Raw genomic sequence first — 23,196 nt, forward strand, 5'->3', positions numbered from 1 at the left:
ATGGCTCGCGACAAAATTCGAATTTTGTCCTCGAATTAGCTTTTTTAACAAATTTGTTTCTATTTTTTTTCAGAAAAGAAAAAAAATCATTTTTCAAGTCATAAATAGTCGGAAAAACTTTAAAAAATTATAAATATTGAATGTGTTTTGATTTTAAATCAAAATGTTTAGGATCCTAATGCCGAACGGTTGATGTGAAATACGCCTAACGGATTATTTTAGTTTTTAGGACCTGGTTTCAACGGAGACGTTTTACGGGTCAGATGTTAGGAGTTTTTCAGAATATTCAGATTTTCTTGTGTTTCAAGAAATTTTCTCAAGGCTGCGTTTCCGAAGCCGCTCGTTTAACGAAAGTAAGAATGTTCTCTCCTATGTTTCTTGTGTCAAACCCCTATGGATAACGTTCTGCTTTCTTGGTTCGGTTGTAATAGAATGTGAAAATTCCTGAAGTAAAAACCCGCATCTATTCGCTTTCTCCCATCAATAATCCGATCTTTTCCTTCCCTTTGGTCCAGTGCCAATCGTTTCGAGCGTTGAAATAAAGGAACCATTTCTTTTGTATCGAATGGAACTTAACGTCTAGGGCGTAAATGTGGCTCTTCAACCAACCGGAAGAAGGCGAGAGAATCGGATTCTGCGAAAGAAAATTCCATACGATCCCGTCCGAGGAGCACAACAGATAGATCGCGGAACCGGAGCGACCGGAGGAATCCCTGTAGATACAATTTTCAAAACCAACATATCCGTCTTCCGTTTTAAGAACTTTGATCGCGCCGGCGGCGAGGTTGCGACAAGAAACGTCCGGCGAGATTAACGGACTTGGAAAAGATTCATACGGACCGAAGATTTTATCCGCCTCCGCAAAACCGACGTATGTCGGTTCGCAGAATCCACAATCGGGAATGAAGGTGAGCGAAGCGCTGTAATAAAGTCGATATTTGCCTTCCGTTTTTATAAGGCAGGGGTTACCGATCAATCTGCCGTAACGCGGATCCGTGTGCCAATCCAGGGACGGTCGAAGGATCGTTTTCGGTTCCGACCAGGTTTTCAGATCGTTTGAAGTTCGCATTTCAATCCGCGAGTTCCACTTCCAAAAAGAGAACCAGGAAAAAACGATCTGAAACGGAGTGTATCGCTCATACAATAAATAGAATATTCCATTTTCTTTATAAATAAAAGGTCTCATCGCGTGCCGGAATAAAAGACGACCTTTATCCCATTTGAGCCCGTCGTCGGATTCGTACCGATGTACGCCGAAAAGCGTATGACAGAAGAGATGGAATTTTCCATCCGGAGATTCGGTATTTAAAAGAAGCGACGGGTCTGCGATGAGCGGAGTGAAACTCGGGCCTTCCAGAACCGGATTTCCGGAAAATAATTTCCAATGAATTTGATTAAAGTCGGATGTTTTCATGAAGTCCGGATCCGAATTTCTTATTCCGCGTTTAACGAATCCGTCTGCAACAATTTCCTTCGTTCTTCGTTGGAAAGATCGACGAGCGCTTTCATCCTTTCGTGGAACTTAGAAAAGTTACGCTCCGCTTTCTCGAATTCTTTGTGAAAAAAATCCGAACCGGAATGATAACGAAGATAACCCACAAAGTCCTCGTTGTTCCAATCTTTAGAAGCGAGTTTTTCCATCCGAATCGTTTTGAATTCTTCCTTGGCGGCAAAAATAGAATTTTTGAATTCGTTTAAGATCCGTTTTTTGTCTTCCAGTTTTTGCGAGTCGACCAGATCCGAATCGTATAACTTTTGCAATTTGCCCGCCGTGGAAACTAGGAGTTTCCTTAATTTCTGCGATTCTTCTTTTTTCAGAAGAATTTCCTTTTTGATCGGACTTTCCTTTCCTTCCACGGACTCCAGATAATGAAAGGCTCCTTCTTCTTCCACGAAGCTCGCATAACTCTCGTTAAACGAAGAGTCGCCCGGAAAATAGACCGTGGCGTGCGCCATTTCGTGAAACACAAGCGAGGCCACTTCGTACGGTTTCGTATCGTCCAACTGGGAGGAAAAAATCGGATCTTCAAACCAACCGAGAGTGGAATAACCCGCGGTGATTCGGATTCTTGTGTCCAAACCTTTTTCTTTGAGTTCTTTTTCCTCTTCCTTCGCTTTTTCCAAATCAAAGTAACCTTTGTAAGGAACGGTCCCCGCGATCGGAAACCACCAAGTGTAAGATTTCAATTTGAGAGGATAACAAGCCGCAACGTGCCAACCGATTTCCTCCCGATCCAACGGAACGAAACTTTTAAACCCCGCCGAAGGATTCAGAGCCAATTCTTTGATTCCGTATTCTCGAAACGTTTCGACTTGTTGCAGTTTGGTTTTTAATTCATCCTTCGTGTTCTTATCTTGGAGAATCGACGGAATCGATTTTCGTTTTAATAAAATGTTCAGTTGTCCCGTTCCCAAATGCCAGAGATAACCCACACAACCTTGGAGAGTAAAACAAAGGACGAGTAAAACGACGATCCTTCCTAAAGCCCTTCCGAATGGGATTCCGGTTTTCGATTTACACTTGTTCGTCGAACGGGGAAAATTGAATTTAGGTTTTAACATGAAATTGATAGGTTCACTCCCGGTCATCAACGGAATTTTAATCGCCGTCCTCGGATTGATTCTGATTTTTCCGAAGGATTGTTCGTTGTCTTCTCTTTTCTCCGGTAAAAGACCGATCAGCGCTCGAGAACAAAAGTCGGCGATCGAAATTCAAAATTCATTTCGAAACGTTTATCATTTCGTAAAGGATTCGGTGGTTTCCATTCGAACGAAAAAAAGCGAATCGATTACAAGTCCGTATCATTACTTCGATTTTAGAAACGAAAGACTGGCTTCTTTCGGAAGCGGATTTTTCGTTCATGAAAAAGGTTATATCGTCACGAACTATCACGTCATCGAAGGCGCGGAAAGTATCGAAGTGATCACATCCAACGGAAGCGTTCATTCCGCAAAGTACATCGGAAGCCACGAACGCGCCGACATCGCTCTTTTAAAAATCAGAGAGGGTTCGGGACTACGCGCCGTTGTGTTCGGAGATTCGGATAAAATCGAAGTCGGGGACTGGGCGATCGCGATCGGTTCGCCCTTCGGATTGGAACGTTCTTTCAGCGTGGGTGTAGTTTCCGCAAAATACAGGGAAGATTTGGACGAGACCGGACAAACTCATATTCAAACCGACAGTATGATCAATCCGGGGAGCAGCGGAGGACCTCTCTTAAATATCTACGGAGAAGTCATCGGAATCAATCGATTGATCCGAAGTGAAACGGGTCGGAACTCCGGAATCGGTTTTGCGATTCCGAGTAACTACGCGCTGAAGATCATACGTATGATCGAGTCCAATCCGGGCAGACATATTCGTCCAGCGATCCTCGGAGTGATGGCAACGGTTCCGCTTCCGGATCATAGGACCGTGTTGGGAATCCCGGAGTCTTGGACGGGAGTTCTTGTGTACGATATGGATCCTCAATCTTCAGCCGAACTCGGAGGAATCAAACGTTACGATTTTATTCTGGAAGCGAACGGAACACCGATCAAAAATATTAATGATCTGCGTGAACAGGTTGGAATAGTGGGACTTGGGGGCAAGATCAAGCTCCGTATCTACCGGGAAAAATCGATGTTCGAACTACCGGTAAAACTGATTCAAAAATAACGGGTAAGAATTTTTTAGAGGAAAGACGGGATGAGAAGAAACATCGTTCACAGCGGAGCGGACGCTCTGATCTATGAAATCAGACAGATCGTAGCCGTCGCAAAAAAACTGGAGGTCCTGGGCCTTCAGATCACGTACGAAAATATAGGAGATCCGATTTTAAAAGGGGAATCCGTTCCCGATTGGATGAAAGAAATCGTTTCGGGCCTTATAATGAAAGATAAATCTTGGGCTTATACGGCCACTCAAGGTTACGAGCCGACTCGTAAATTCCTCGCCCAAAAAGTGAACGAAAGAGGAGGGGCCCAGATCACAGCGGACGATCTTTTTTTCTTCAACGGACTCGGGGACGCAGTCGCAAAAATTTTCGGTTTTATGAGAAAGGAAGCGCGCGTTTTAGGACCGAGCCCCGCGTATTCCACCATTTCTTCCGCGGAAGCCGCACATAGCGGATATGAACACCTAACGTATAACCTTCTTCCGGAACACAATTGGATGCCGGATCTGGAAGAAATCGAAAACAAGGTCCGATACAACGATTCGATCGCCGGAATTCTGCTCATCAACCCGGATAATCCCACCGGTGCCGTATATGACAAAACTCTAATGAAACAGATCGTTTCCATCTGCGAAAAATACGATCTTATGCTCATTTGCGACGAGACCTACGCGCACGTAAACTATTCGGATCACGGGCCTCTTCATCTTTCGGAGGTCATCGGAGACAGGGTTCCGGGAATGGCGCTCCGATCCATTTCCAAAGAATTTCCCTGGCCGGGAGGGCGTTGCGGATGGCTGGAGGTGTTCAACAAGGATAAGGATCCGGTATTCAGCCGTTACGTAAAATCGCTGTTAGACGCCAAGATGCTCGAAGTATGTTCCACAACTTTGCCTCAGATGGCGATTCCGGAGGTGTATTCCCATCCGGATTTTATCCCTCACTTGAAAAGAAGGAACGAAAAGTTCAAAAAACGAGCACACGCTGCGACCGAATACTTTGCCGGATTAAAAGGCGTAAAGGTCGTGGAACCGAAGGGAGCGTTTTATCTGACCGTGGCGTTTGACGACGGCGTATTGAATTCCTCCATGAAGTTGAACGTGGAGAACAAAAAAGCGGACGAATTCATCCAACCCCTTTTGGCTTCCGCCGCCAACGACAGAAGATTCGTATATTATCTTTTGGCTTCCACCGGGATTTGTGTGGTTCCTCTTTCGGCCTTTTGCACGTTAAAGGACGGATTTCGGGTAACGTTACTCGAAGAGGACGAAACTAAGTTCGATTGGATCTACAAAACCCTTCGGGATAAAATCGGCGAGTATATCGCTTCCGCCTAACGTAGATTTTAAACGGAAAATGGGGGATTCGAATTTGAAAGGGCCGCTCAGGATCGGACTTATGGATTCCGGGATGGGCGGTTTGTCCGTTCTTAAGGAAATTCTAAAATACGAAACCGATTTTGAAATCGTATATTACGGAGATCTAAAGAACAGTCCTTACGGGGAAAAAGACGTTTCTACGATTTTAGAACTGACTCGGAACGTATGTTATCGTCTTGTTCGGGAAAATGTGAACGCGATCCTTTTGGCCTGTAATACCGCGACTTCCGCCGCGGCGGAAACTCTTCGAAAAGAATTTTCCATTCCCATATTCGGAATGGAACCCGCGATCAAACCCGCGGTTCTGCAAAATCCCGGTAAAAAAATCGCACTACTCGCGACTCCCGTCACACACAGGGAAGAAAAATTACAGAAATTGAAAGCGGAGCTGAACGCGGAAGAGTTGATCGTTCCGATTTCCTGTCCCGGTCTTGCCGGTTTTGTGGATCGTGGAGATTTTACAGGCGCCGAAACTTATTTGATTCCGATATTAAACGAGCTTTGGGAACAAACGATCGAAATCGCGGTTTTAGGTTGTACACATTACGTTTTTCTAAAACAGATAATCCTTAACAACTTCCCCGGAGTAAAACTTTACGACGGAAATTCGGGAACGGTCAGGCATCTCTTAAACACCTTGGGAGCGGAAAAAAGGAACTCCGATAAGAAAGGGCGATCGGTCTATAATCTGATTTTAAACGGGGAAAATGAGTTTCATACCGGACTCGCCGAAAAACTTTTAAATTCAAACGGCACGTTCTGACTGATTGCGAGCGGTTTGGTTTTTATATACGATAAAACGCAAGTGTTTCGACAAGAATCATACTTTATTTTTGAGAAGCCGATTTTTGGAAATAAATTTCCAAGATGATTTTTTAAAATTTTAAAATAAATTTCCAAACTTTATGCTAAAAATCGGATCCGTTTTTTTCGATCCATAGTATAATACCAAAACTCCTCTGTAGAGGATTCAATCGGAGTGTATATGATCCGTATATCAATCGCGGTCGCGGTTTTGTTCCTTTTTACCGTTTGTAAACCCAAGTCGGCCGAAAGCGCGGACGCAGTCGTCACCTTTCTCAAAGGAAAGGCTTCCGTAGTGGAAACGGGCAAGGATCTTTCTCCGCTTGCAAACGTAACCGAAAAACAATCCGTAAAAACGGATTCGGACGCGGTCCTGGATCTCACTTCCAAACTCGGAAGTTTTCGGCTTTTAGGCGGAAGTACGGCGACCTTGGCCGCTCTCAATGCGGACAACGCTTCCTTTCAAGTTACGGAAGGAAACGTTCTGATCAAGGCGGCTAAACTTGCAAAAGGCCAGAGTCTACTCGTGGATACTCCCACCGTAGTCGCCGCCGTTCGCGGAACTCAGTTTTGGGGAAGAGTGAACGGTAAGGACGAAACCGGAACGTTCGCGGTTCGAGAAGGAGCCGTTGAGATCACTCGTAAATCCGATAACGTCAAAGTTTTGATCGAAGCGGGGCAGGCCGTGGATTTAAAACCGGGTGATAAGGATTTAAAAGCGAGAGCCGCCGTCAAAGAAGAACTGGCCGCAATGGAACAGATCGACCAAATGAAATGATTTCCTGAATTCCCGAATCTTCGTCCTTAAGTGCCGGATTTCCCGTATGGATCCGGTTTTTTTTTGTGTGCAGGGATTTTGATTTTCTCAAGCTACTCTAAAAAGAATCGGGACCATTGAGAATGGAAGAAAAGATCACATACAAAAGCGCCGGCGTGGATACGGAAAAGGGAAGAGAGTTCGTTCAAAAAATCAAACGAAACGTGGAATCCACACACGGTCCCAGAGTTTTAGGCGGTCTCGGAGGTTTTGCGGGAGCTTACGACGTCAGCGTTCTTAAAAAATACAATCAACCCGTTTTACTTTCCGGAACGGACGGCGTCGGAACAAAAATAGAACTCGCACGTCTGTTGAATACGTTCGATACGGTCGGCATCGATCTTGTAGCGATGTGTGTAAACGACATACTCGTTTGCGGAGGAGAACCTCTTTTCTTTTTGGATTATATCGCATGCGGAAAGTTGAATCCTGAAAAGATGGATCGGATCGTGGCCGGAATCGTTCAGGGATGCAAGCTGTCTAACGCGGCCTTACTCGGAGGAGAAACCGCCGAACACCCCGGAACGATGAAAGAGGACGAGTTTGATCTCGCCGGTTTTGTGGTCGGTGCGGTCGAAAAGGATTTGATGATCGACGGTTCCACGATCCGACCGGGAGATAAAATTTTGGGACTCGAGTCCAGCGGTCCTCACAGCAACGGTTTTTCGCTCATTCGTAAACTTTTATTGAAAGACGGAAAACATCTTCCTTCCGATCCGGAGCAGGTGAAATTTTTAAAGGACTACGCGCTCAAACCGACTCGGATTTACGTATCTAGTATATTAAAACTTTTGCAAAAGGTTCCCGTCAAGGGAATGGTCCATATCACCGGAGGCGGTTATCAGGAAAACGTACCGAGAGTTCTTCCGGCGGGATCACAAGCGAGATTCTTTAAGGACAAAATTCCTTCGGGATATTTTTTCGAAAAGATCAAAAAGGATCATAAACTCGACGAGATGGAACTTTTCGCTACGTTCAACATGGGAATCGGTTATATGCTGATCGTTTCCGAGGAACACACGGATACCGCGGAAGAGTTTTTAGAAGGGGAATCCGTTCACAGAATCGGAGAAATCGTCTCCGGCAATAAGGAAGAAGTTCTTTTCGTGTAACGGCGACGGGACGTTAATTAAGGAAGGGTTTGTTTATTCCGCTTGTTCGCTCGACCCGATATAACCGAATTATTTCGGTTATATCGACGAGTGGATTTAAGACGACTTTATTTGCAACTTTTTGCATATACGTTCGTATGTTTGAGTATAGTCTTCCGATATCAATCCGATTCTATATTCGTATAATGGGTCACTCGATCTCTTCCGTTGATTTTGGAATGATATAAGGCTTTGTCCGCATCTTTGATAAGGTCTATCGAATGCTCGGATTTTTTAATTTCAGAGCTCTGATCGAAATTAACGGTGGCCGCTCCGACGCTGATTGTAACCGGTCTTTTTTCCCATACAAATTCCCGGACAACGGCGACCAATTTTTCCGCCACTTGGACGGCTTCTTCCTGCGAGGTATCGGGTAACGCGACTATAAATTCTTCCCCTCCGTAACGTGCGATGAGGTCGTTTGTACGTAGTGTTTGTTCGAGTATAGATGCCAGCTGAATCAAAACCTTGTCCCCCGCGGGATGTCCGAATTGATCGTTGTAGTTTTTAAAACGATCGGCGTCGATCATAAGTAAGGAAAAGGGACTTCCTTGTTTTTGTGCAAGATCCGTGAGATAATTCAATTCTTCGTTGAATGCTCTCCTATTTTTCAATCGAGTCAAAGGATCCGTAAAAGCCTGTTCGTACAACTTATCGTTCGCTTCTTTGAGATCCGTTGCCAGTTGACTGATTTTGCGGTTGGATTCGATCGTTTCCGTAATATCTCTCGCGATCGCATAAACCATTCCGCTTTTGTATTCCGGTACCGCCGTCCAAGACAACGTTCTGTAATATCCCTTTGCACAACGATAACGATTTTCAAAGGAAACGACCGCCGAGCCGGACGCGAGATCCTCGGCGATTTTTTGAGTGGATAAAAGATCTTCCGGATGAAGGTAATTGTAAGATCCGAGCCCGAGTAATTGTTCTTCGGGCAAGCCGAAAATTCTCAGAAAGGAAGGGTTAACGTGGAGCACATGTCCGTCGTCCATCCGCGCTATGACGAGTATATCCAATGAATTGTGAAAGAATTTTTCGTAATCGTATTGCATCGCCGGATTATTTTTACCTTTTAGATTTTATCCGAATTGAATTCGCATAAAACGACAGTTCGCCTTGGAAACGTTCAAATCGATTTTAAAAATATTATATTCAAATAAATTAATGTATCTGGGAGCTATGGGTCGCTCTGTTTCTTCCGTTCGTTTTTGAACGATAGAGGGCTTTATCGGCGTTTTCTATTAAAGAAGTGGAATAATCTAATTTCTTAATTTGTGTGGTTTTATTGAAATTTTCGGTCGTAACGCCTACGCTGACGGTAACCGATCTTTTTTCCCATACAAATTCCCTCGTTACGGTTACCAATTTTTCGGCCAATTCCATTGCTTTGTCTTCGGATGTGTTGGGAAGTGCGATGATAAATTCTTCCCCTCCGTAACGGGCCAAGACGTCGCTTCCGCGAAGTGTTCGCGTCAAAAGAGAGGCCAAATCGGCTAAAACCCGATCACCGGCCGGATGCCCGAAGCGATCGTTATAATCCTTGAAATGGTCGACGTCGAGCATCAGCAGGGACAGAAAGTTTTCTTGTCGTTGTGCGAGTTTGATGAGATAACTCAATTCTTCGTTAAAAGCCCTTCTATTTTTAAGTTTTGTAAGCGGATCTGTCGATGCCTGCTCGAACAACATCTCGTTTGCTTCCTGGAGTTCCACGGCCAACTGGCTGATTTTCCGGTTCGATTCGATCGTTTCCGTAATATCCCTTCCGGTCATATAAACCAAACCGGCCTCTAAATCCGGAAAGCCGGTCCATTCAAAATATTTATAATTTCCGTCGGAACAACGGACGCGACTTTGAACCGATGATTTCGGCGCTTTTGGGTCCGAAGTTTCCAATTCATGTTGAATGGATTCCAATTCTTCCGGATGTAAAAGATGAAAGGTGGAACGACCGATCAGTTCTTCTTTCGACCAACCCAGAACCCGTTGAAAGGACGGGTTCACTTCTATAACGGTTCCGTCCATTCTTTGGATGGCAAATAGGTCTAAAGAATAATTAAAAAATTTTTCAAGATTAAATTCGTTTTCGTAATTCATATTAAATCGTCCCAATATATAATGAATGTAGAATGTTTACCTGTAGTCGAAATCATGCAAAACCTTTTTAAAAGAACGAAAATCAATCTAGTATGGAAAACGGTTCAAAGTATTTGAGACCTATGTGTGACTTGATTCCGTCCCTTGACTTTTGATTGATAAAGAGCCTGATCGGCGTTTTCAATCAGATATGTAAAATCGTCTTCGATCTTTACCGTTTCGGAAGAATCAAAATCGGAGGTGGCAACACCCACGCTAATCGTTAACGGCATTCCTTTCCATTTGAAATTTCGGATTGTTTTTACCAATTTTTCGGCGACCTCGATCGCCTCCGCTTCGGGAGTATCCGGTAGCGCTACCACGAATTCTTCCCCGCCATATCTCGCCAAGATATCGCTTTCACGAATTGTTTTCGCAAGTACAGAAGCAAGATCGGTTAAAATTCGATCTCCGGCCGGATGACCGAACCGATCGTTGTAGTTCTTAAAATAATCCACGTCGATCATGAATAAGGATAAGGAATTTTTCTGTTTTCGTGTAAGATTGACGAGATAATTCAACTCCTGGTTAAAGGCTCTCCTATTTTTAAGTTGAGTGAGAGGATCGGTGGATGCCTGTTCAAATAATTGATCGTTCGCTTTTTTGAGTTTTGCGGCGAGTTGTCTGATTCTTCGGTTCGAATCGATTCGTTTTGTGACGTCTCTCGCGATTGCATACAATAAACCCGCTTTAGGATCCGGAAAAATGGTCCAGGAAAAATGTTTATAAGTTCCGTTAGAGGATCTGTATCGATTTTGAAAGGATAAGACGGGGACTCCCTGTTTTAATTTTTCAATTTCTTTTAAGGTCGGTTCTATATCTTCGGGATGTAATAAATCAAAGGGGCCGAGCCCGAGTAATTTTTCCTTGGGCCAACCAAGAACGCGTTGAAACGAAGAATTGAGTCTTATAACGGCGCCGTCTTTTAATGTGGAAATACAAAGCATGTCTAACGAATAATCGAAGAATTTTTCAAAGTTGTATTCATATTCCTCATCCATTTTAAGTCTCCTTTGAATTTCGCCGATATATGGAACCTACTTCAAAACGATTCTTAGAAAATGGTAACACGTTTGGTTTTATTTAATTCAAATTTATTTCAGGATTTTATCTTAGAGCTGTGTATGGCTCTGTTCCTTCCGTTTATTTTCGAATGATAGAGAGCCTGATCCGCATCCTCTATAATGCTCATGGAATGATCTATGTGAGTAGCTTCCGGGCCGAGATGATCCAGATCCGATGTCGTAATTCCGACGCTGATCGTAACGGACCTTTTTTCCCATTGGAATTTTTCTATGACGTGCACCAGCCTTTCCGCGATTTCGATCGCCTCTTGTTCGGAGGTATTGGGCAGCGCCACGATAAATTCCTCTCCACCGTACCGCGCGGTCACGTCGTCCTTTCTAAGAGTTTTCGTCAAAAGATAGGCTAATTCGATCAAAACCTTGTCCCCCGCAGGATGCCCGAATTTATCGTTATAGTCTTTGAAAAAATCCACGTCGATCATCAATAAGGAAAGAGGGTTCGTTTGTTTTTGAGAGCGATGAATGAGACGACTCAATTCCTCGTTGAACGCCCTTCTGTTCTTGAGTTTAGTCAAGGGATCCGTCGATGCTTGTTCGAACAACTTGCCGTTGGCTTCCTTAAGTTCCGCAGCCAGTTGACTGATCTTACGGTTGGATTCGACCAATTCGGTAATATCCTTTCCGGTCACGTAAATCAAACCGGAAGTAAGATCCGGAGAGGCGGTCCAGGCAAAATATTTATAGGTTCCGTCCAAACATAAAAACCGGTTTTGAAAGGAGAACGAGGGTAGTCCTTGGTTTAATTTTTCAAACTCTTGATAGGTACTTTCTCTATCCTCGGGGTGAAGTAAATGAAACGGATTTCTTCCGAGTAGTTCCTCTTTTTTCCAACCCAAAATACGTTCAAAGGCGGGGTTTACGGAGAGGACCGTTCCGTCCAATCTTTGAATCGACAATAAATCCAAGGAGTTATTCACGAGTTTTTCAAGATCGTATTCTTTTTCAAAGTCCTTCATTCTTATAGTTCCATGGATCCGATTTTTACGGAGATACGTCGCTTTTGTTTTGAATCCGGGAAAAATGGGTGATTCGATTTCTACCGTTCACTTTGGAAAAATAGAGGGCTTGATCCGCTTCTTCAATTAAGTTTACTGAATATTCCAAATGTATGTTTTTAGAGTTCGCATTAAAGTCGGAAGTGGCCGCGCCCACGCTGATCGTAATGCTTCTTTTTTCCCAATTAAATTCTCTCACGATTTGAACGAGTCTTTCCGCGATTTCGACCGCTTCCGGTTCGGAGGTATTCGGCAGAGCTGCGATGAACTCTTCTCCTCCGAAACGGGCCAGGATATCGTTTTTTCGAAACGTTTTCGTCAAAAGACGGGCCAATTCGATCAAAACTTGGTCCCCGGCAGGATGACCGAATGTGTCGTTGTAATCCTTAAAGTGATCGGCGTCGATCATCAATAAGGAAAGCGGGTTCGTTTGTTTTTGGGAAAATTGGGTCAAACGATTCAATTCTTCGTCGAACGCCCTTCTATTTTTAAGTTTAGTCAAGGGATCCGTCGATGCTTGTTCGAACAACTTGTCGTTCGCTTCTCTCAGTTCTTCCGCCAGTTGACGGATCTTATGGTGGGACTCGATCAGTTCGTTGATATCTTTTCCCGTCACGTAGACCAAACCGGATGTTGGATCGGGAGAAGCGGTCCAAGCAAAATATTTATAAGTTCCGTCCGCGCAGATATATCGATTTTGAAAAGACAAGGTTTGTAAACCTTGATTCAATTTTTCGAATTCTTGAAAGGTGATTTCCCTGTCGTCGGGGTGAAGCAGATGAAACGGATCTCGACCCAGTAGTTCTTCTTTTTTCCAACCTAGGGCTCGTTCGAACGCGGGGTTTATTAATAGAACCTTGCCTTCCAAGTCCACAATCGACAATAAATCCAAGGAGTTATTCACGAGTTTTTCAAGATCGTATTCTTTTTCAAAGTCCTTCATTTTATGGTACCATAGATCTGATTTTTACGGAGATACGCCGTTTTCGTTTTGAATCCGGGAAAAATGGGTGATTCGATTTCTGCCGTTCACTTTGGAAAAATAGAGGGCTTGATCCGCTTTTTCAATTAAGTTTACTGAATATTCCAAATTTATATTTTTACAGTTCGGATTAAAATCGAAAGTGGCCGCGCCCACGCTGATCGTAATACTTCTTTTTTCCCAATTAAATTCTCTCACGATTTGAACGAGTCTTTCCGCGATTTCGACCGCCTCCGGTTCGGAGGAATTGGGAAGTGCCACGATAAACTCTTCTCCTCCGTATCGGGCCAGGATATCGTCTTTTCGAAACGTTTTCGTCAAAAGACGGGCCAATTCGATCAAAACTTGGTCCCCGGCAGGATGACCGAACTTGTCGTTGTAATCCTTAAAGTGATCGGCGTCGATCATCAATAGGGAAAGAGGAGACTTCTGCTTTTGCGAGAGTTGGATCAGCTGATTCAATTCCTCGTTGAATGCCCTTCTATTTTTGAGTTTAGTCAACGGATCCCTACAGGCTTGTTCGAATAACTTATCGTTTGCATTTTTGAGTTCCGTCGCCAGTTGGCTGATCTTACGGCTGGATTCGATCGTTTCCGTGATATCCCTTCCCGTAATGTAGACCAAACCCGCTTCCAAATCCGGAAAACCCGTCCAAGCAAAATGTTTATAAGTACCGTCCGCACATCGACAACGGTTTTGAATGGAATATTTAGGAACCCCTTCGTCCATAGCTTTGAATTCCTGGACGATTGATTCCTGATCGTCCGGATGTAATAGGTGAAAGGGACTGCGGCCTAGAAGTTCCGCTTCCTTCCAACCTAAAATCCTTTCGAAAGACGGGTTTACGGAAATGACGGTGCCGTCCATTCTCTGGATGGAGAATAGGTCCAACGAGTAATTGTAGAATTTTTCAAGATTGTATTCGTCTTTGTATTTCAAATCATTCTCCCCTCTATAAAATTGAACGAACCGTTGCACGGACTTTTAACGATTTACCCAATCTATTATCAACGGTCGAATCGTTAGGCATTCGTTCGAGTTTGTTTTTTTTAGAAGTCGGATCACGATAAGATTTGTGAACAATGAGTCGCTCGGTTTCTTCCATCGGCTTTGGATCGATAGAGTGCACGATCCGCGTCTTCCACGATTTCGATGGAAAGATCGGTATTATGATAACAGTTCAGGTAACGATCGAAATCCAGGGTCGCAATTCCCACACTGATCGTGATGGAGCGACTTTCCCAGGATTCTTTTCTAACCGTGGTAACCAGTCGATTTCCAACCTCGATCGCCTTTTTCTTACCGGTGTCGGGTAACGCAACTACGAATTCCTCCCCTCCCAAACGCGCTAATAAATCGCTGATTCGGAGGGTATACGTAAAAATGGAGGCCAAACGGATTAAAACCCTGTCTCCGGCCGGATGACCGAATTGATCGTTGTATGCTTTGAAATGATCCACGTCGATCATCAGTAGGGATAAAAATCCCTTTTTCCTACTCGTGAGAAGAATGAGATCGTTTAATTCTTCGTTGAAGGTTCTCCTATTTTTTAACTTTGTGAGAGGGTCCGTGCTGGCCTGTTCGAATAATTTATTGTTTGCGTCCTTGAGTTCGGCCGCGAGTTCGTTGAGTTTTCGATTGGATTCGACTAACTCCGTGATGTCTCTTGCGATCGCGTAAATCAATCCCGCGCGAAGATCGGGAAAGGCCGTCCAGGAAAAATTTCTATATTGCCCGTCGCTGCAACGATAACGGTTTTGAAAGGATACAACGGAAGCTCCCTGTTCCAAACCTTTTACAACTTGAGAGGTCGGTTCTACGTCGTCCGGATGCAGAAAGGAATACGAACCGAAGGCGAGAAGGTCCTCGTTTTTCCAACCGAACGCTTTTTGGAAAGAGGGATTGATTCTGAGAACGTATCCGTCGAGTTTCGCTATACAAAGCATATCCAAAGAAAAATCGAAAAATTTCTCGATGTCATATTTCATTTCCTCATACTTCATATTTTTCCTCGAGTAAAAAAGGAAATAAAACGATGTATTGCAGTGAGGTTTTGTTTTGTCATAAGAATTCGATTCGAGAGGTGGAGATACGTTTTGCGAAAAGGTCTTTGTATGAAAGAAGAACGATTCGTTGTTTCCACGGATGTTTTTCTTTTGCCTCTGAGATAAAAGTCGCTTTACTAAAACCAACTTTATAACTGAAAAGAGGGGCTGCAAAGTAAAAAACGAAAATAAGAAAAGAATGCAATACAATTATTTGTATTCGAATTATAGAATGTTTACCTTGGTGTAATTGAAATTATAAAAACGGATGAATGCTGGGCGCCGTATATATTGTTTGTAATTTTATACAAAATAAAAATCGCCAGTTGATAATGTGAATTTAAAATATATCCAATTATAACGTCGTAAAAGTTTCTCAGATTCGAGCAGGATCCTTGGACGCGGACGTTTTCATTTTGAGTCCCACTTACCGATACGACAAAACTCAGTGGATCCTAAAGATTTGTAAAAAATCCACGCTACGCACCGTCGTTCCGGGAGCTCCGGAAAGAATCACTACCTTGTCACCCGGAAATAGAATTTCGTCCTCTTTGAGTTTCTGATTCATGTAGGCGATCATATCCTCCAATCTCGTAAAAAAAGGCATAACGAAAGGGATCACTCCTCGATAGAGTTTCATCTTTCTCGCGGTGGTTACAAACGGAGTAAAAGAATAGATCGGAACCTTCGGTCTCATCTCCGAAGTGATCAATGCGGAATAACCGCTTCTCGTAAAATTGACGATCGCTTTCGCATGAATTCCGTGAGCGATTTCTCTGGCTGCGTTTCCCAGCGCGGTTCTTTCGGATTCTAAGAAAGTTTTTTTAATATTCCAGTGGATTTCGTAGATATGATCGATGGTTTCCGTTTCTCGAATGATCTTAGACATGATTTCGACGGACTCGACCGGATAATGACCGTTAGCCGATTCTGCGGAAAGCATGACCGCATCGGTTCCGTCCATAACCGCGTTTGCAACGTCGCTCGCTTCTGCGCGGGTCGGTCTCGGATTTTCGATCATCGATTCCAACATCTGAGTCGCAGTGATCACCGGTTTACCGGCTTGATTGAGTTTGTAGATGAGTTCTTTTTGAAGAATCGGAACTTTCTCCGTTTCGATCTCCACTCCGAGATCTCCTCTTGCGATCATGATTCCGTCCGCGCGTTCTATAATTTCTTCTATGTTTCCGAGAGCTTCCGGTCTTTCAATTTTCGCAATCAGCCCCGTGTAAGTTCCTTGTAATAAGGATCTCGCCAATTCCAAATCCGCACCCGTACGAACGAAGCTGAGAGCCACGTAGTCGACTCCGAGAGAAAGTGCAAATTTCAAATCTTCCACGTCCTTTTCGGAAAGAGCGGGAGCGGAGATGGGAGTTCCGGGAAGATTGATTCCCTTGTTGCTCCATAAGATGCCTCCTACGATCACCTTTAAAATCGCCGAGTTTGATTTTTTTAAAACGACTTGGAGAACCAGTTTACCGTCGTCGATAAGAATCTTATCGCCTTCTTTGATGTCTCCGATCAGATTCGGATAAGTACAACCGATGGTATGTTCGTCGCCTTGCAAGTCCGCGTCGGGAACGATTTCAATCTCTTGGTTCTTATGGAGTAGAATGGAATTGAGTTTTAATTTTCCGGTTCGGATTTTGGGGCCTTGCAGATCGGCCATAATTCCCAAAGGAGATCCGGAGATTTGTTCACATTTGCGTAGTGTGTCGTAAACTCTTTTGTGAGAATCGTGAGTGCCGTGTGAAAAATTCATACGGGCGATATCCATTCCGGCTTTGAGAATGGAAAGGACTGTCTCTTCGGAGGAGGACGCCGGGCCGATGGTACAGACGATTTTGGTTTTTTTCCCGTTCATGATTTTCATGGACGGCAATTGTAGACAAACGCCTTCCGTTGTTCCAGCGAATATTTCCTCTTTACGAACTGAAACCGGAAAATAGAATGAACCAAAAACAGGCGTCCTCTTCTTGGAGAAGCAGTTAGAACGAATTGGTTTGGTATATCACCCGGACTATAACTTAGATCTGGGACCTCATATATTTCCGGCAAGGAAATACCAAATGGTCTATGATCTTGTAAAACAAGATCATAAACTCGCGGATCTGTACGTATATAAACCGGATCCGGCTAAGGATAAGGATCTTGCGCTCGTTCATACGAAAGAATTTTTAAAAGATTTTTTTTCTCTCAAACTTACGGAAAGAACTCAATATTCCGAACTTCCGCTTACCAAACAAATCGTACATAGTTTTGTTTTAGCCGTGGGAGGTACGATACTATCTATGGAACTGACTCAAAAATACAAGTTTGTTTATCATATCGGAGGCGGTTTTCATCACAGTATGCCCGATCGAGCCGAAGGGTTTTGTTATCTGAACGACGCGGCGATCGCCGGTAAATTATATCAAAAGACGTATCCCGGTAAAAAAATTCTTTTTATCGATTTGGATCTTCATCAAGGCAACGGAAATTCCGTCGTATTTCAAGAAGACCCGGACGCGTTTACATTCTCTATGCATCAGGAAAATTTATACCCAAAGAAGGAAAAATCGGGACTCGACGTCTCTCTCGAAGGAGGAACGGACGACAAAAAATATCTCGAACTTTTGGAAGAATCCTTACGTAAAATCGAATCGAACTTCGTACCGGATCTGATTTTTTATATCGCGGGCGCCGATCCGTTCGAAGGGGATTCGCTCGGGGATTTGAAACTCACGTTTCAAGGGTTACGAAAGAGGGACAAGATCGTAAGAGATTTCGCGTGTAAATTAAACGCTTCCACCGTAATTCTTCCAGCCGGAGGTTATGCAAAAGACTTTTACGATACGGTAACGATTCATTACAATACGATCAAAGTATTTGCGGCCGATTGACTATGAACATTTTTTCCGACTCCGATAAGAAAAAAGGAAATCCGGGATTTTTAGACGGTCAAGAGTTGGGAATGATCGATATTGCCGGCGAACTTCATACTTCCCTCGGAATTGAAAATAGACTGTTCAATCGTTTTTCTCAGGAAGAAATGAAAGATATGCTCGAAAGCGCCGGAATCTTTCGAATTCTTCATGCGAGAGGTTATCACGACTACGAGATTTTTTTGGACGGAATTTCCGATATGGACAATCGGATTTATATCAAAGATCCTTCCGGCGGAATTCTCGTTCATATGCGTTTAAAATTTTCAGACTTTCAGTTTAAAAAGCTGGATCAATCTTATAAGCTCGTTTATATTGACTGGCTCTTGACCCAGAACTTAAAGATGAAGAATATGAAAGCCAAAAAAAAACTCTATCAAGGACAGGAATATCCGGGGCTTTCTCTCATGAACGAGATCACGGGTTTTATCAGGATCCTCGCCACCAAATTGGGAGCTTACGGGGCTTTCAACATTCCGGAATATTTTCACGATGCGGTCCTATTTCATAAGTCCTTTCAATTCGTGGACCCGGAAAAGGAAGGCCGGTTTCGTGCGATTCTTCAGTCCTTCAGCAGGACCAATTTGAGGGAATTGAGCGATCAAATTCACAACGAAAAGATTTACGAAACTTCCACAAAAGAACTTTACGTTTGGAAATACGGGGAAATGGTTTCCTGTATCAACGGTTATCTTGAATCGACGCTTTTCGACGAAGAATATTATAAAAAAGTGGAAAAGATCGTTTCGGAGACTCAATACATAAGGAAAATTTAATATGCTGGAGTTTTCCCTAAAACCGGAAATCATCATTCTCGACGACGACAGGGACGTCGGCGAAACCCTCGAACTTATTTTAAACAAACTAGGATATCAGACCGCATTTTTCGATTCCGTGGAACAGGGGAAACAATACTTCGAAAAGGAATTGAACCCGATCGTTTTTCTGGACATTCATATGCCGGGTACGAGCGGTCTTGAAATTCTTCCTTACTTTAAGAATTTGGAATCCAAAACGCAGGTGATCATGATGACCGGAGAAAGGGACATCAACAACGTGGTCACTTCCCTTACGCACAAGGCCAGCGACTTTTTGCTCAAACCTTTTTCGATTCAAACGGTTCAGATTGCGATCCAAAAAGCATACGATTATTATGTTATTCTAAAAGATAAGGATATACGAGAAGAGGTCATCATGCGGGATCTTCGTCTCGCTTCCCGCGTTCAGGGAAAAATCTTTTCGATTCCCGACTTAAGTCCGTATAAGGTCGAATCGGACGTAACTCCGATTTCCTTTGTAAGCGGGGACTTTAACGTGATTCTTAAAAAGGAAAAATCGACGCTTTTACTTTTAGGGGACGTGGAAGATCACGGCGTCACTTCCGGGCTGATCGCTCTTTTGATGACGACGCTTGCCAGGGAAGGATTTAAAAATTCTGATAATCCGAGCGACATCCTCAAAAGAATGAATCAAGAACTTTGTTTGAACATCGGGACTCACAGTATGACGGCAGCCTGTGTGATTTTGTTTCCGAACGAAAAGAAGTTGGTTTATGCGAGGGGAGGACATCCGTTTCCCGTTCATTTTCATAAGGACGGATTTTCGTTTTTAAAGGAAAAATCGGGCCAACTGATGGGGCTTTTGGAGGACTTGGATTTTCCGAGTCATGAAATCAACTTCGAAGATAAGGACGTGATTTTTCTTTTTTCGGACGGGATCATCAACAATCTCAATCATCCGTTAATTTCAGATTTGGACTGCATCCACAAATCGGGTCAGGATACCGTCAAACGTATGAAAAACGCCTTGGACGATTACGTTCGTTTGTCGATCGCTTCCAGAGAATACAGGGACGACGCTTCGTACATTCTATTAGAAATTCATTGAACGTTTTCAAGGATCGTTTCCGGGAAAGATCTATCTTTTTGTGTTTTGAAAAACCTTAGAGCCGGTCTCAAAACTGGTAGATTGTTTCTCAATTCCAGCTTATCTCAAGTTCTATCAAAGTTTTGAGACCGGCTCTTATTCTTTTCTCATTTTATTGCTTATGAGTCAAAGTTTGTTTCTTAAGAGGTAATCGAATATCTCCGACAAACACGTATCTGATCTTTCCATCAGTCATCATCTTATGGATGGATTGTCTGCTTAATTTCAATTTTTTCGCCATTTGGTTGACGCTTATTAAATCTGCGACAATGGTCACTTGCGCGTCTTTCTTTGCTTTAAATTCTGCCACAACGGAATTGATATGATTCTGTGATTTTCTGGTAAAAATTCCGTCTTTGCAAACTTTACAAAAATGTCCGTTTAAACCTGTGATCTTAATGAAACCATAATCTTTAACTGAGTAATTTTCGGTAACATTGGACTTAAGGATCATACTACTTTTGGCGCCGCAGGAAGGGCAATCGATCCATTCTTTATTTCTCATAAATTTTCGTTTCCTTTAAATGATATAATAACGGTATTTTGATTGAAAATTTGAATTTTAGAGTTTGTCCCAAAACCGTCCGATGGAATGGCCGCGAATCTCTGCGATTGTTTTAAGTTTTGGGACAGGCTCTGAATATAGGTTTTAAGATTCATAATTCCCTTTTTATAGACATCTTGCCAAAGTTTATGATCATGATGGGAAGTCATTGATTTGTAAAAATCCGAAGTTTGTAATCCAATAATTTCGTTTAAAATTTCTTTCTCAGTAAATCCAAAATGGTTAAGAGCCGTTTTTTGCGCGCTCTTTGTAACCGTAAACTTATGCTCTATAATCAGTTTTTTAATCAATTTTAGCGGATAATGGCATATCTTTTTCTCCATTCCTTTTTAGTGTATTTAATGAGTAGACATTGTCAAATCAATAAAAGTGATTGTTTTACGTGCCTTGATTAGAATTCAATCTTCTTCTTGAAACTGAAAAAGTTCGTCCGGAAGTTCCTCCATCGAAACCGTAGGAAACGTTCCCTTTCGAATATTAAAAAAAGCGAATTCGGGAAGGCTAAAGAACACGGATTGAAATCCTTTTTGTAGTCGTTCCCCTTTGTCGAAGGGCAAAGCGAAAATTCCGACCGTAGTCGCACCGAGTCCCGCCGCCAAATTTACGGTTCCGTACAAGGGTCTTATCCAAAACACGTCGTCCGTAAAAAGGGGAAAAAAATGATCTTCTCGATTGGGTTTGTAGATGGAAGAACCGAATGTGAAAGATTCTTTGAGATGTGTTTTCCAACTCGGATTTTGTTTTAACAATTCAGCCAGTTTTTTTCTTCGATAGGAAAGGAGTTCTTTTTCTCCTTCGTGGTTCCAGTTGTCGGAAACGGAACGAGAGGCGTAAAAAGGTATGAACGCAAACGAAAACCCGAAGTCGATCTTTGTTCCTGGAAAAGGGACTTCCTTCGGATCGAAAGAGTTTTGTATGTTTTTTAAGATTTCGGTCGTGCAGTTTTCGAACAACAGACGGAACGGATAGAGTTTTTTTAAACGGACATGGTATTCTCTTTCTCTTTCTTTTGCGAGTTTCAGATAATCCGCGAGTACGGAATTTTCCGGCAAACGCATCGGAATCAGAAATTTGTTTTCTCTTTGAGGAAGTAATTTTCCCGAGGTGGCTCGAACGGGAATCGAGGTTTCGATTCCTTCCTGAAGTTCAAAGGCTCGGTTGGATGCGTCCTCCCAGATTTGATATTCTTTTTCCGTAAGTTCCTTTAAGGCGGAAATTTTTTTACGAGCGTGCGAAACGACCGCCCAGGTTTCCTTGGCGATATGTCGAAGAGCTCGTTCGTCGTCCGAATCTTCCTTATAAATGATCTGCGAATCGTCCGGAAAACTGGATAAAAAAACGGGGGACCCGGTGCGGAGACTTTCTTCGATTGTGTGGAGTCTTCCGAGGGACACGAGAGCGCTGTAAGCCCAACCCGGGTCCCTTTCGGATAAAATTTGCACGAGTTCATCCGATTGTTTTCGATAGAAGTTCTCTAAAAGCTCTCGTTCTCTGGTAGTTAACGAATCTTGTATATTCCGGATTTTGAATTCAGGATCGAGATCCCATTCTTCCCTTAGAATTCGGCAGAATAGGATTCCCTCGAGTATATCACGGATTTTTAAATAAGATCCCGGTTTGAAAAACGGAAACTGATCCCGATTCATTTTTTCCGGAAGAGGGGTAAACTCCATTTTTAAAAGTTCGCCGTTCGGAGATAGGATTTCGTCTTTCAGGTTTTGTTCCAGACGTTTTAGAAACTCCTCCCCCAAAACGATCTCAAGATTCGATTTTAAATCCTTGGCGAGAGGAGATTTGTCCTTCGGAGTGAAATACGCGGTCGCCCTCAGTCCGATTTTTTTTTCCGGAGAACTCAGTTCCTCGAAGAACTTGGTTTCCCGCTTTAAGATCTCCAGGTTTTGCAGATGTCGGAACTGAACCAAATAAAGACGATTGAGTCCCGATTCCAAGACGGAGACTTCTTTTTGTGTGAGTTTTAATCTCGTAAGAACGCTGCTGCGATTGGAAACGATGTTGTAATCGAAAGCGAAGTCGTCGTAAGATTCCCGGACCAAATGAAAGATGTCGTCGGGAAAAAATTGATAGTGATAGACCTTGTTTCCGACTCGAATTCCGGTATGTCCGCCGCTGGACTGTCCGGTGTTTGCGTCCACATAAATGAAATCGACCGTTGTGGGAGTGGAGTAAAGCCCCGTCGATAAGAACAGGGCTATCCAAAAGGAAGGAAGAAAAAATTTCAGAGTTGGTGAAATCCTTTTCGGATGGAGTCGACTACTTCCGGCCGGGAGGTTCCGAGTCCTTGTAGGAAGTTTTGAAACTTATCCTCGTTTACACCCGCTTTTTTTAGCCCGCTTCCGATTCCGAGATACGTTACGCGCAACGACTTCCAATTTGTGAGTCCGTTCTGAAGAGCCAACGTGGAAAGATCGTTTTTAAATTCGATTTCTTGAAATCCGTTTTCAACGTGCATCGCGGTCAGATCGCGAACGTCTTTGAGATACGCCTTTTCCTTTTTTTCATCGTCGTCCGAGGAAGAGGAAAAAATGGAACTCACCGAGGTGGAAAGCGATTTGATCGACTTGGAAAGGCTTTCCAAAGAATCGGATGATTTGCTGAGAGAATCGATCACCTTAGAGACCGAATCGGAAATTAAACAGTCATTGAGGGTGATTATAGTCAGTCCGAGTATCAGAGCGATCAGTAGTTTTTGAATGCGTTTCATCAAGTTGGAATC

The 23,196-nt window shown here is 43.3% G+C and carries 22 protein-coding genes; 8 read left to right on the top strand and 14 right to left on the bottom strand.

From position 1 onward, the window contains the following. Positions 1-463 precede the first annotated feature (463 nt). Both LEP1GSC060_RS04215 and LEP1GSC060_RS04220 read right to left on the bottom strand, forming a co-directional pair. On the bottom strand, positions 464-1,414 hold the full coding sequence (locus LEP1GSC060_RS04215) for a glycoside hydrolase family protein (RefSeq protein ID WP_002996550.1): 951 nt from the start codon (positions 1,412-1,414) through the stop codon (positions 464-466). Positions 1,415-1,434: 20 nt separating this feature from the next. Further along, positions 1,435-2,562 carry an aminopeptidase gene (locus tag LEP1GSC060_RS04220; RefSeq protein WP_002996729.1) on the bottom strand — a complete coding sequence of 376 codons (1,128 nt, stop codon included), beginning with the start codon at positions 2,560-2,562 and terminating at the stop codon, positions 1,435-1,437. Here LEP1GSC060_RS04220 and LEP1GSC060_RS04225 point away from each other — a divergent pair. From LEP1GSC060_RS04225 to purM, 5 genes are all read left to right on the top strand, one after another. After that, positions 2,561-3,658, top strand: coding sequence for a S1C family serine protease (locus LEP1GSC060_RS04225; RefSeq protein WP_002996538.1), 1,098 nt, complete (start codon positions 2,561-2,563; stop codon positions 3,656-3,658). The two genes, LEP1GSC060_RS04220 and LEP1GSC060_RS04225, sit on opposite strands and share 2 nt — an antisense overlap. A 30-nt stretch (positions 3,659-3,688) precedes the next feature. Then, entirely contained in the window at positions 3,689-4,993 is a 1,305-nt protein-coding gene (locus tag LEP1GSC060_RS04230; RefSeq protein ID WP_002996536.1) for a pyridoxal phosphate-dependent aminotransferase, read from the top strand. Between the two features lie 34 nt (positions 4,994-5,027). After that, positions 5,028-5,798, top strand: a complete 771-nt coding sequence (gene murI, locus LEP1GSC060_RS04235) for a glutamate racemase (RefSeq protein WP_036095349.1) — start codon at positions 5,028-5,030, stop codon at positions 5,796-5,798. Positions 5,799-6,008: 210 nt separating this feature from the next. Further along, positions 6,009-6,617 carry an adhesin Lsa19 gene (lsa19, locus tag LEP1GSC060_RS04240; protein ID WP_196221626.1) on the top strand — a complete coding sequence of 203 codons (609 nt, stop codon included), beginning with the start codon at positions 6,009-6,011 and terminating at the stop codon, positions 6,615-6,617. Positions 6,618-6,739: 122 nt separating this feature from the next. Then, entirely contained in the window at positions 6,740-7,768 is a 1,029-nt protein-coding gene (gene purM / locus LEP1GSC060_RS04245; protein WP_002996716.1) for a phosphoribosylformylglycinamidine cyclo-ligase, read from the top strand. A 161-nt stretch (positions 7,769-7,929) separates the two neighbouring features. Here purM and LEP1GSC060_RS04250 read toward each other — a convergent pair whose 3' ends face one another. The 8 genes from LEP1GSC060_RS04250 to pyk form a co-directional block, all read right to left on the bottom strand. Beyond that, the gene (locus LEP1GSC060_RS04250; RefSeq protein WP_002996554.1) at positions 7,930-8,859 is read right to left on the bottom strand and encodes a sensor domain-containing diguanylate cyclase; all 930 of its coding nucleotides are present in this window, start codon (positions 8,857-8,859) and stop codon (positions 7,930-7,932) included. Positions 8,860-8,968: 109 nt separating this feature from the next. Next, the gene (locus LEP1GSC060_RS04255; protein WP_002996731.1) at positions 8,969-9,901 is read right to left on the bottom strand and encodes a sensor domain-containing diguanylate cyclase; all 933 of its coding nucleotides are present in this window, start codon (positions 9,899-9,901) and stop codon (positions 8,969-8,971) included. A gap of 104 nt (positions 9,902-10,005) precedes the next feature. Continuing rightward, the gene (locus LEP1GSC060_RS04260; RefSeq protein WP_002996657.1) at positions 10,006-10,941 is read right to left on the bottom strand and encodes a sensor domain-containing diguanylate cyclase; all 936 of its coding nucleotides are present in this window, start codon (positions 10,939-10,941) and stop codon (positions 10,006-10,008) included. A gap of 98 nt (positions 10,942-11,039) precedes the next feature. After that, entirely contained in the window at positions 11,040-11,981 is a 942-nt protein-coding gene (locus tag LEP1GSC060_RS04265) for a sensor domain-containing diguanylate cyclase (protein WP_002996735.1), read from the bottom strand. A gap of 25 nt (positions 11,982-12,006) precedes the next feature. Beyond that, on the bottom strand, positions 12,007-12,963 hold the full coding sequence (locus tag LEP1GSC060_RS04270) for a GGDEF domain-containing protein (protein WP_002996639.1): 957 nt from the start codon (positions 12,961-12,963) through the stop codon (positions 12,007-12,009). A gap of 24 nt (positions 12,964-12,987) precedes the next feature. After that, entirely contained in the window at positions 12,988-13,941 is a 954-nt protein-coding gene (locus tag LEP1GSC060_RS04275; protein WP_002996747.1) for a sensor domain-containing diguanylate cyclase, read from the bottom strand. A gap of 122 nt (positions 13,942-14,063) precedes the next feature. Beyond that, complete coding sequence (locus LEP1GSC060_RS04280; protein ID WP_002996522.1) at positions 14,064-15,005, bottom strand: sensor domain-containing diguanylate cyclase; 942 nt, start codon at positions 15,003-15,005, stop codon at positions 14,064-14,066. Positions 15,006-15,492: 487 nt separating this feature from the next. Further along, positions 15,493-16,920 (bottom strand): pyruvate kinase, encoded by a 1,428-nt coding sequence (gene pyk / locus LEP1GSC060_RS04290; RefSeq protein WP_002996546.1) that lies wholly within the window; start codon positions 16,918-16,920, stop codon positions 15,493-15,495. Between the two features lie 103 nt (positions 16,921-17,023). Between pyk and LEP1GSC060_RS04295 the strand changes: the two genes are divergently transcribed. From LEP1GSC060_RS04295 to LEP1GSC060_RS04305, 3 genes are read left to right on the top strand one after another with little or no spacing between them, the layout of a single operon-like run. Next, positions 17,024-17,929 carry a histone deacetylase family protein gene (locus tag LEP1GSC060_RS04295; RefSeq protein WP_155119621.1) on the top strand — a complete coding sequence of 302 codons (906 nt, stop codon included), beginning with the start codon at positions 17,024-17,026 and terminating at the stop codon, positions 17,927-17,929. A gap of 2 nt (positions 17,930-17,931) precedes the next feature. Continuing rightward, on the top strand, positions 17,932-18,747 hold the full coding sequence (locus LEP1GSC060_RS04300) for a hypothetical protein (protein WP_002996584.1): 816 nt from the start codon (positions 17,932-17,934) through the stop codon (positions 18,745-18,747). 1 nt (position 18,748) lies between these two features. Continuing rightward, positions 18,749-19,858 carry a SpoIIE family protein phosphatase gene (locus LEP1GSC060_RS04305; protein ID WP_002996497.1) on the top strand — a complete coding sequence of 370 codons (1,110 nt, stop codon included), beginning with the start codon at positions 18,749-18,751 and terminating at the stop codon, positions 19,856-19,858. 151 nt (positions 19,859-20,009) lie between these two features. Here the strand turns inward: LEP1GSC060_RS04305 and LEP1GSC060_RS04310 are convergent, their stop codons facing one another. The 4 genes from LEP1GSC060_RS04310 to LEP1GSC060_RS04325 form a co-directional block, all read right to left on the bottom strand. Continuing rightward, positions 20,010-20,402: a type II toxin-antitoxin system MqsA family antitoxin gene (locus tag LEP1GSC060_RS04310; protein WP_002996560.1), complete on the bottom strand. Its 393-nt coding sequence runs from the start codon at positions 20,400-20,402 to the stop codon at positions 20,010-20,012. Next, entirely contained in the window at positions 20,399-20,785 is a 387-nt protein-coding gene (locus LEP1GSC060_RS04315; RefSeq protein WP_036095332.1) for a type II toxin-antitoxin system MqsR family toxin, read from the bottom strand. The genes LEP1GSC060_RS04310 and LEP1GSC060_RS04315 overlap by 4 nt, the downstream gene beginning before the upstream one ends. Positions 20,786-20,860: 75 nt before the next feature. Beyond that, positions 20,861-22,615 carry a hypothetical protein gene (locus tag LEP1GSC060_RS04320; RefSeq protein ID WP_002996548.1) on the bottom strand — a complete coding sequence of 585 codons (1,755 nt, stop codon included), beginning with the start codon at positions 22,613-22,615 and terminating at the stop codon, positions 20,861-20,863. Positions 22,616-22,698: 83 nt separating this feature from the next. Then, complete coding sequence (locus LEP1GSC060_RS04325) at positions 22,699-23,184, bottom strand: putative lipoprotein (RefSeq protein ID WP_036095351.1); 486 nt, start codon at positions 23,182-23,184, stop codon at positions 22,699-22,701. Positions 23,185-23,196 lie beyond the last annotated feature (12 nt).

The organism is Leptospira weilii serovar Ranarum str. ICFT (assembly GCF_000332415.1).
Classification (GTDB): Bacteria; Spirochaetota; Leptospiria; order Leptospirales; family Leptospiraceae; genus Leptospira; species Leptospira weilii_A.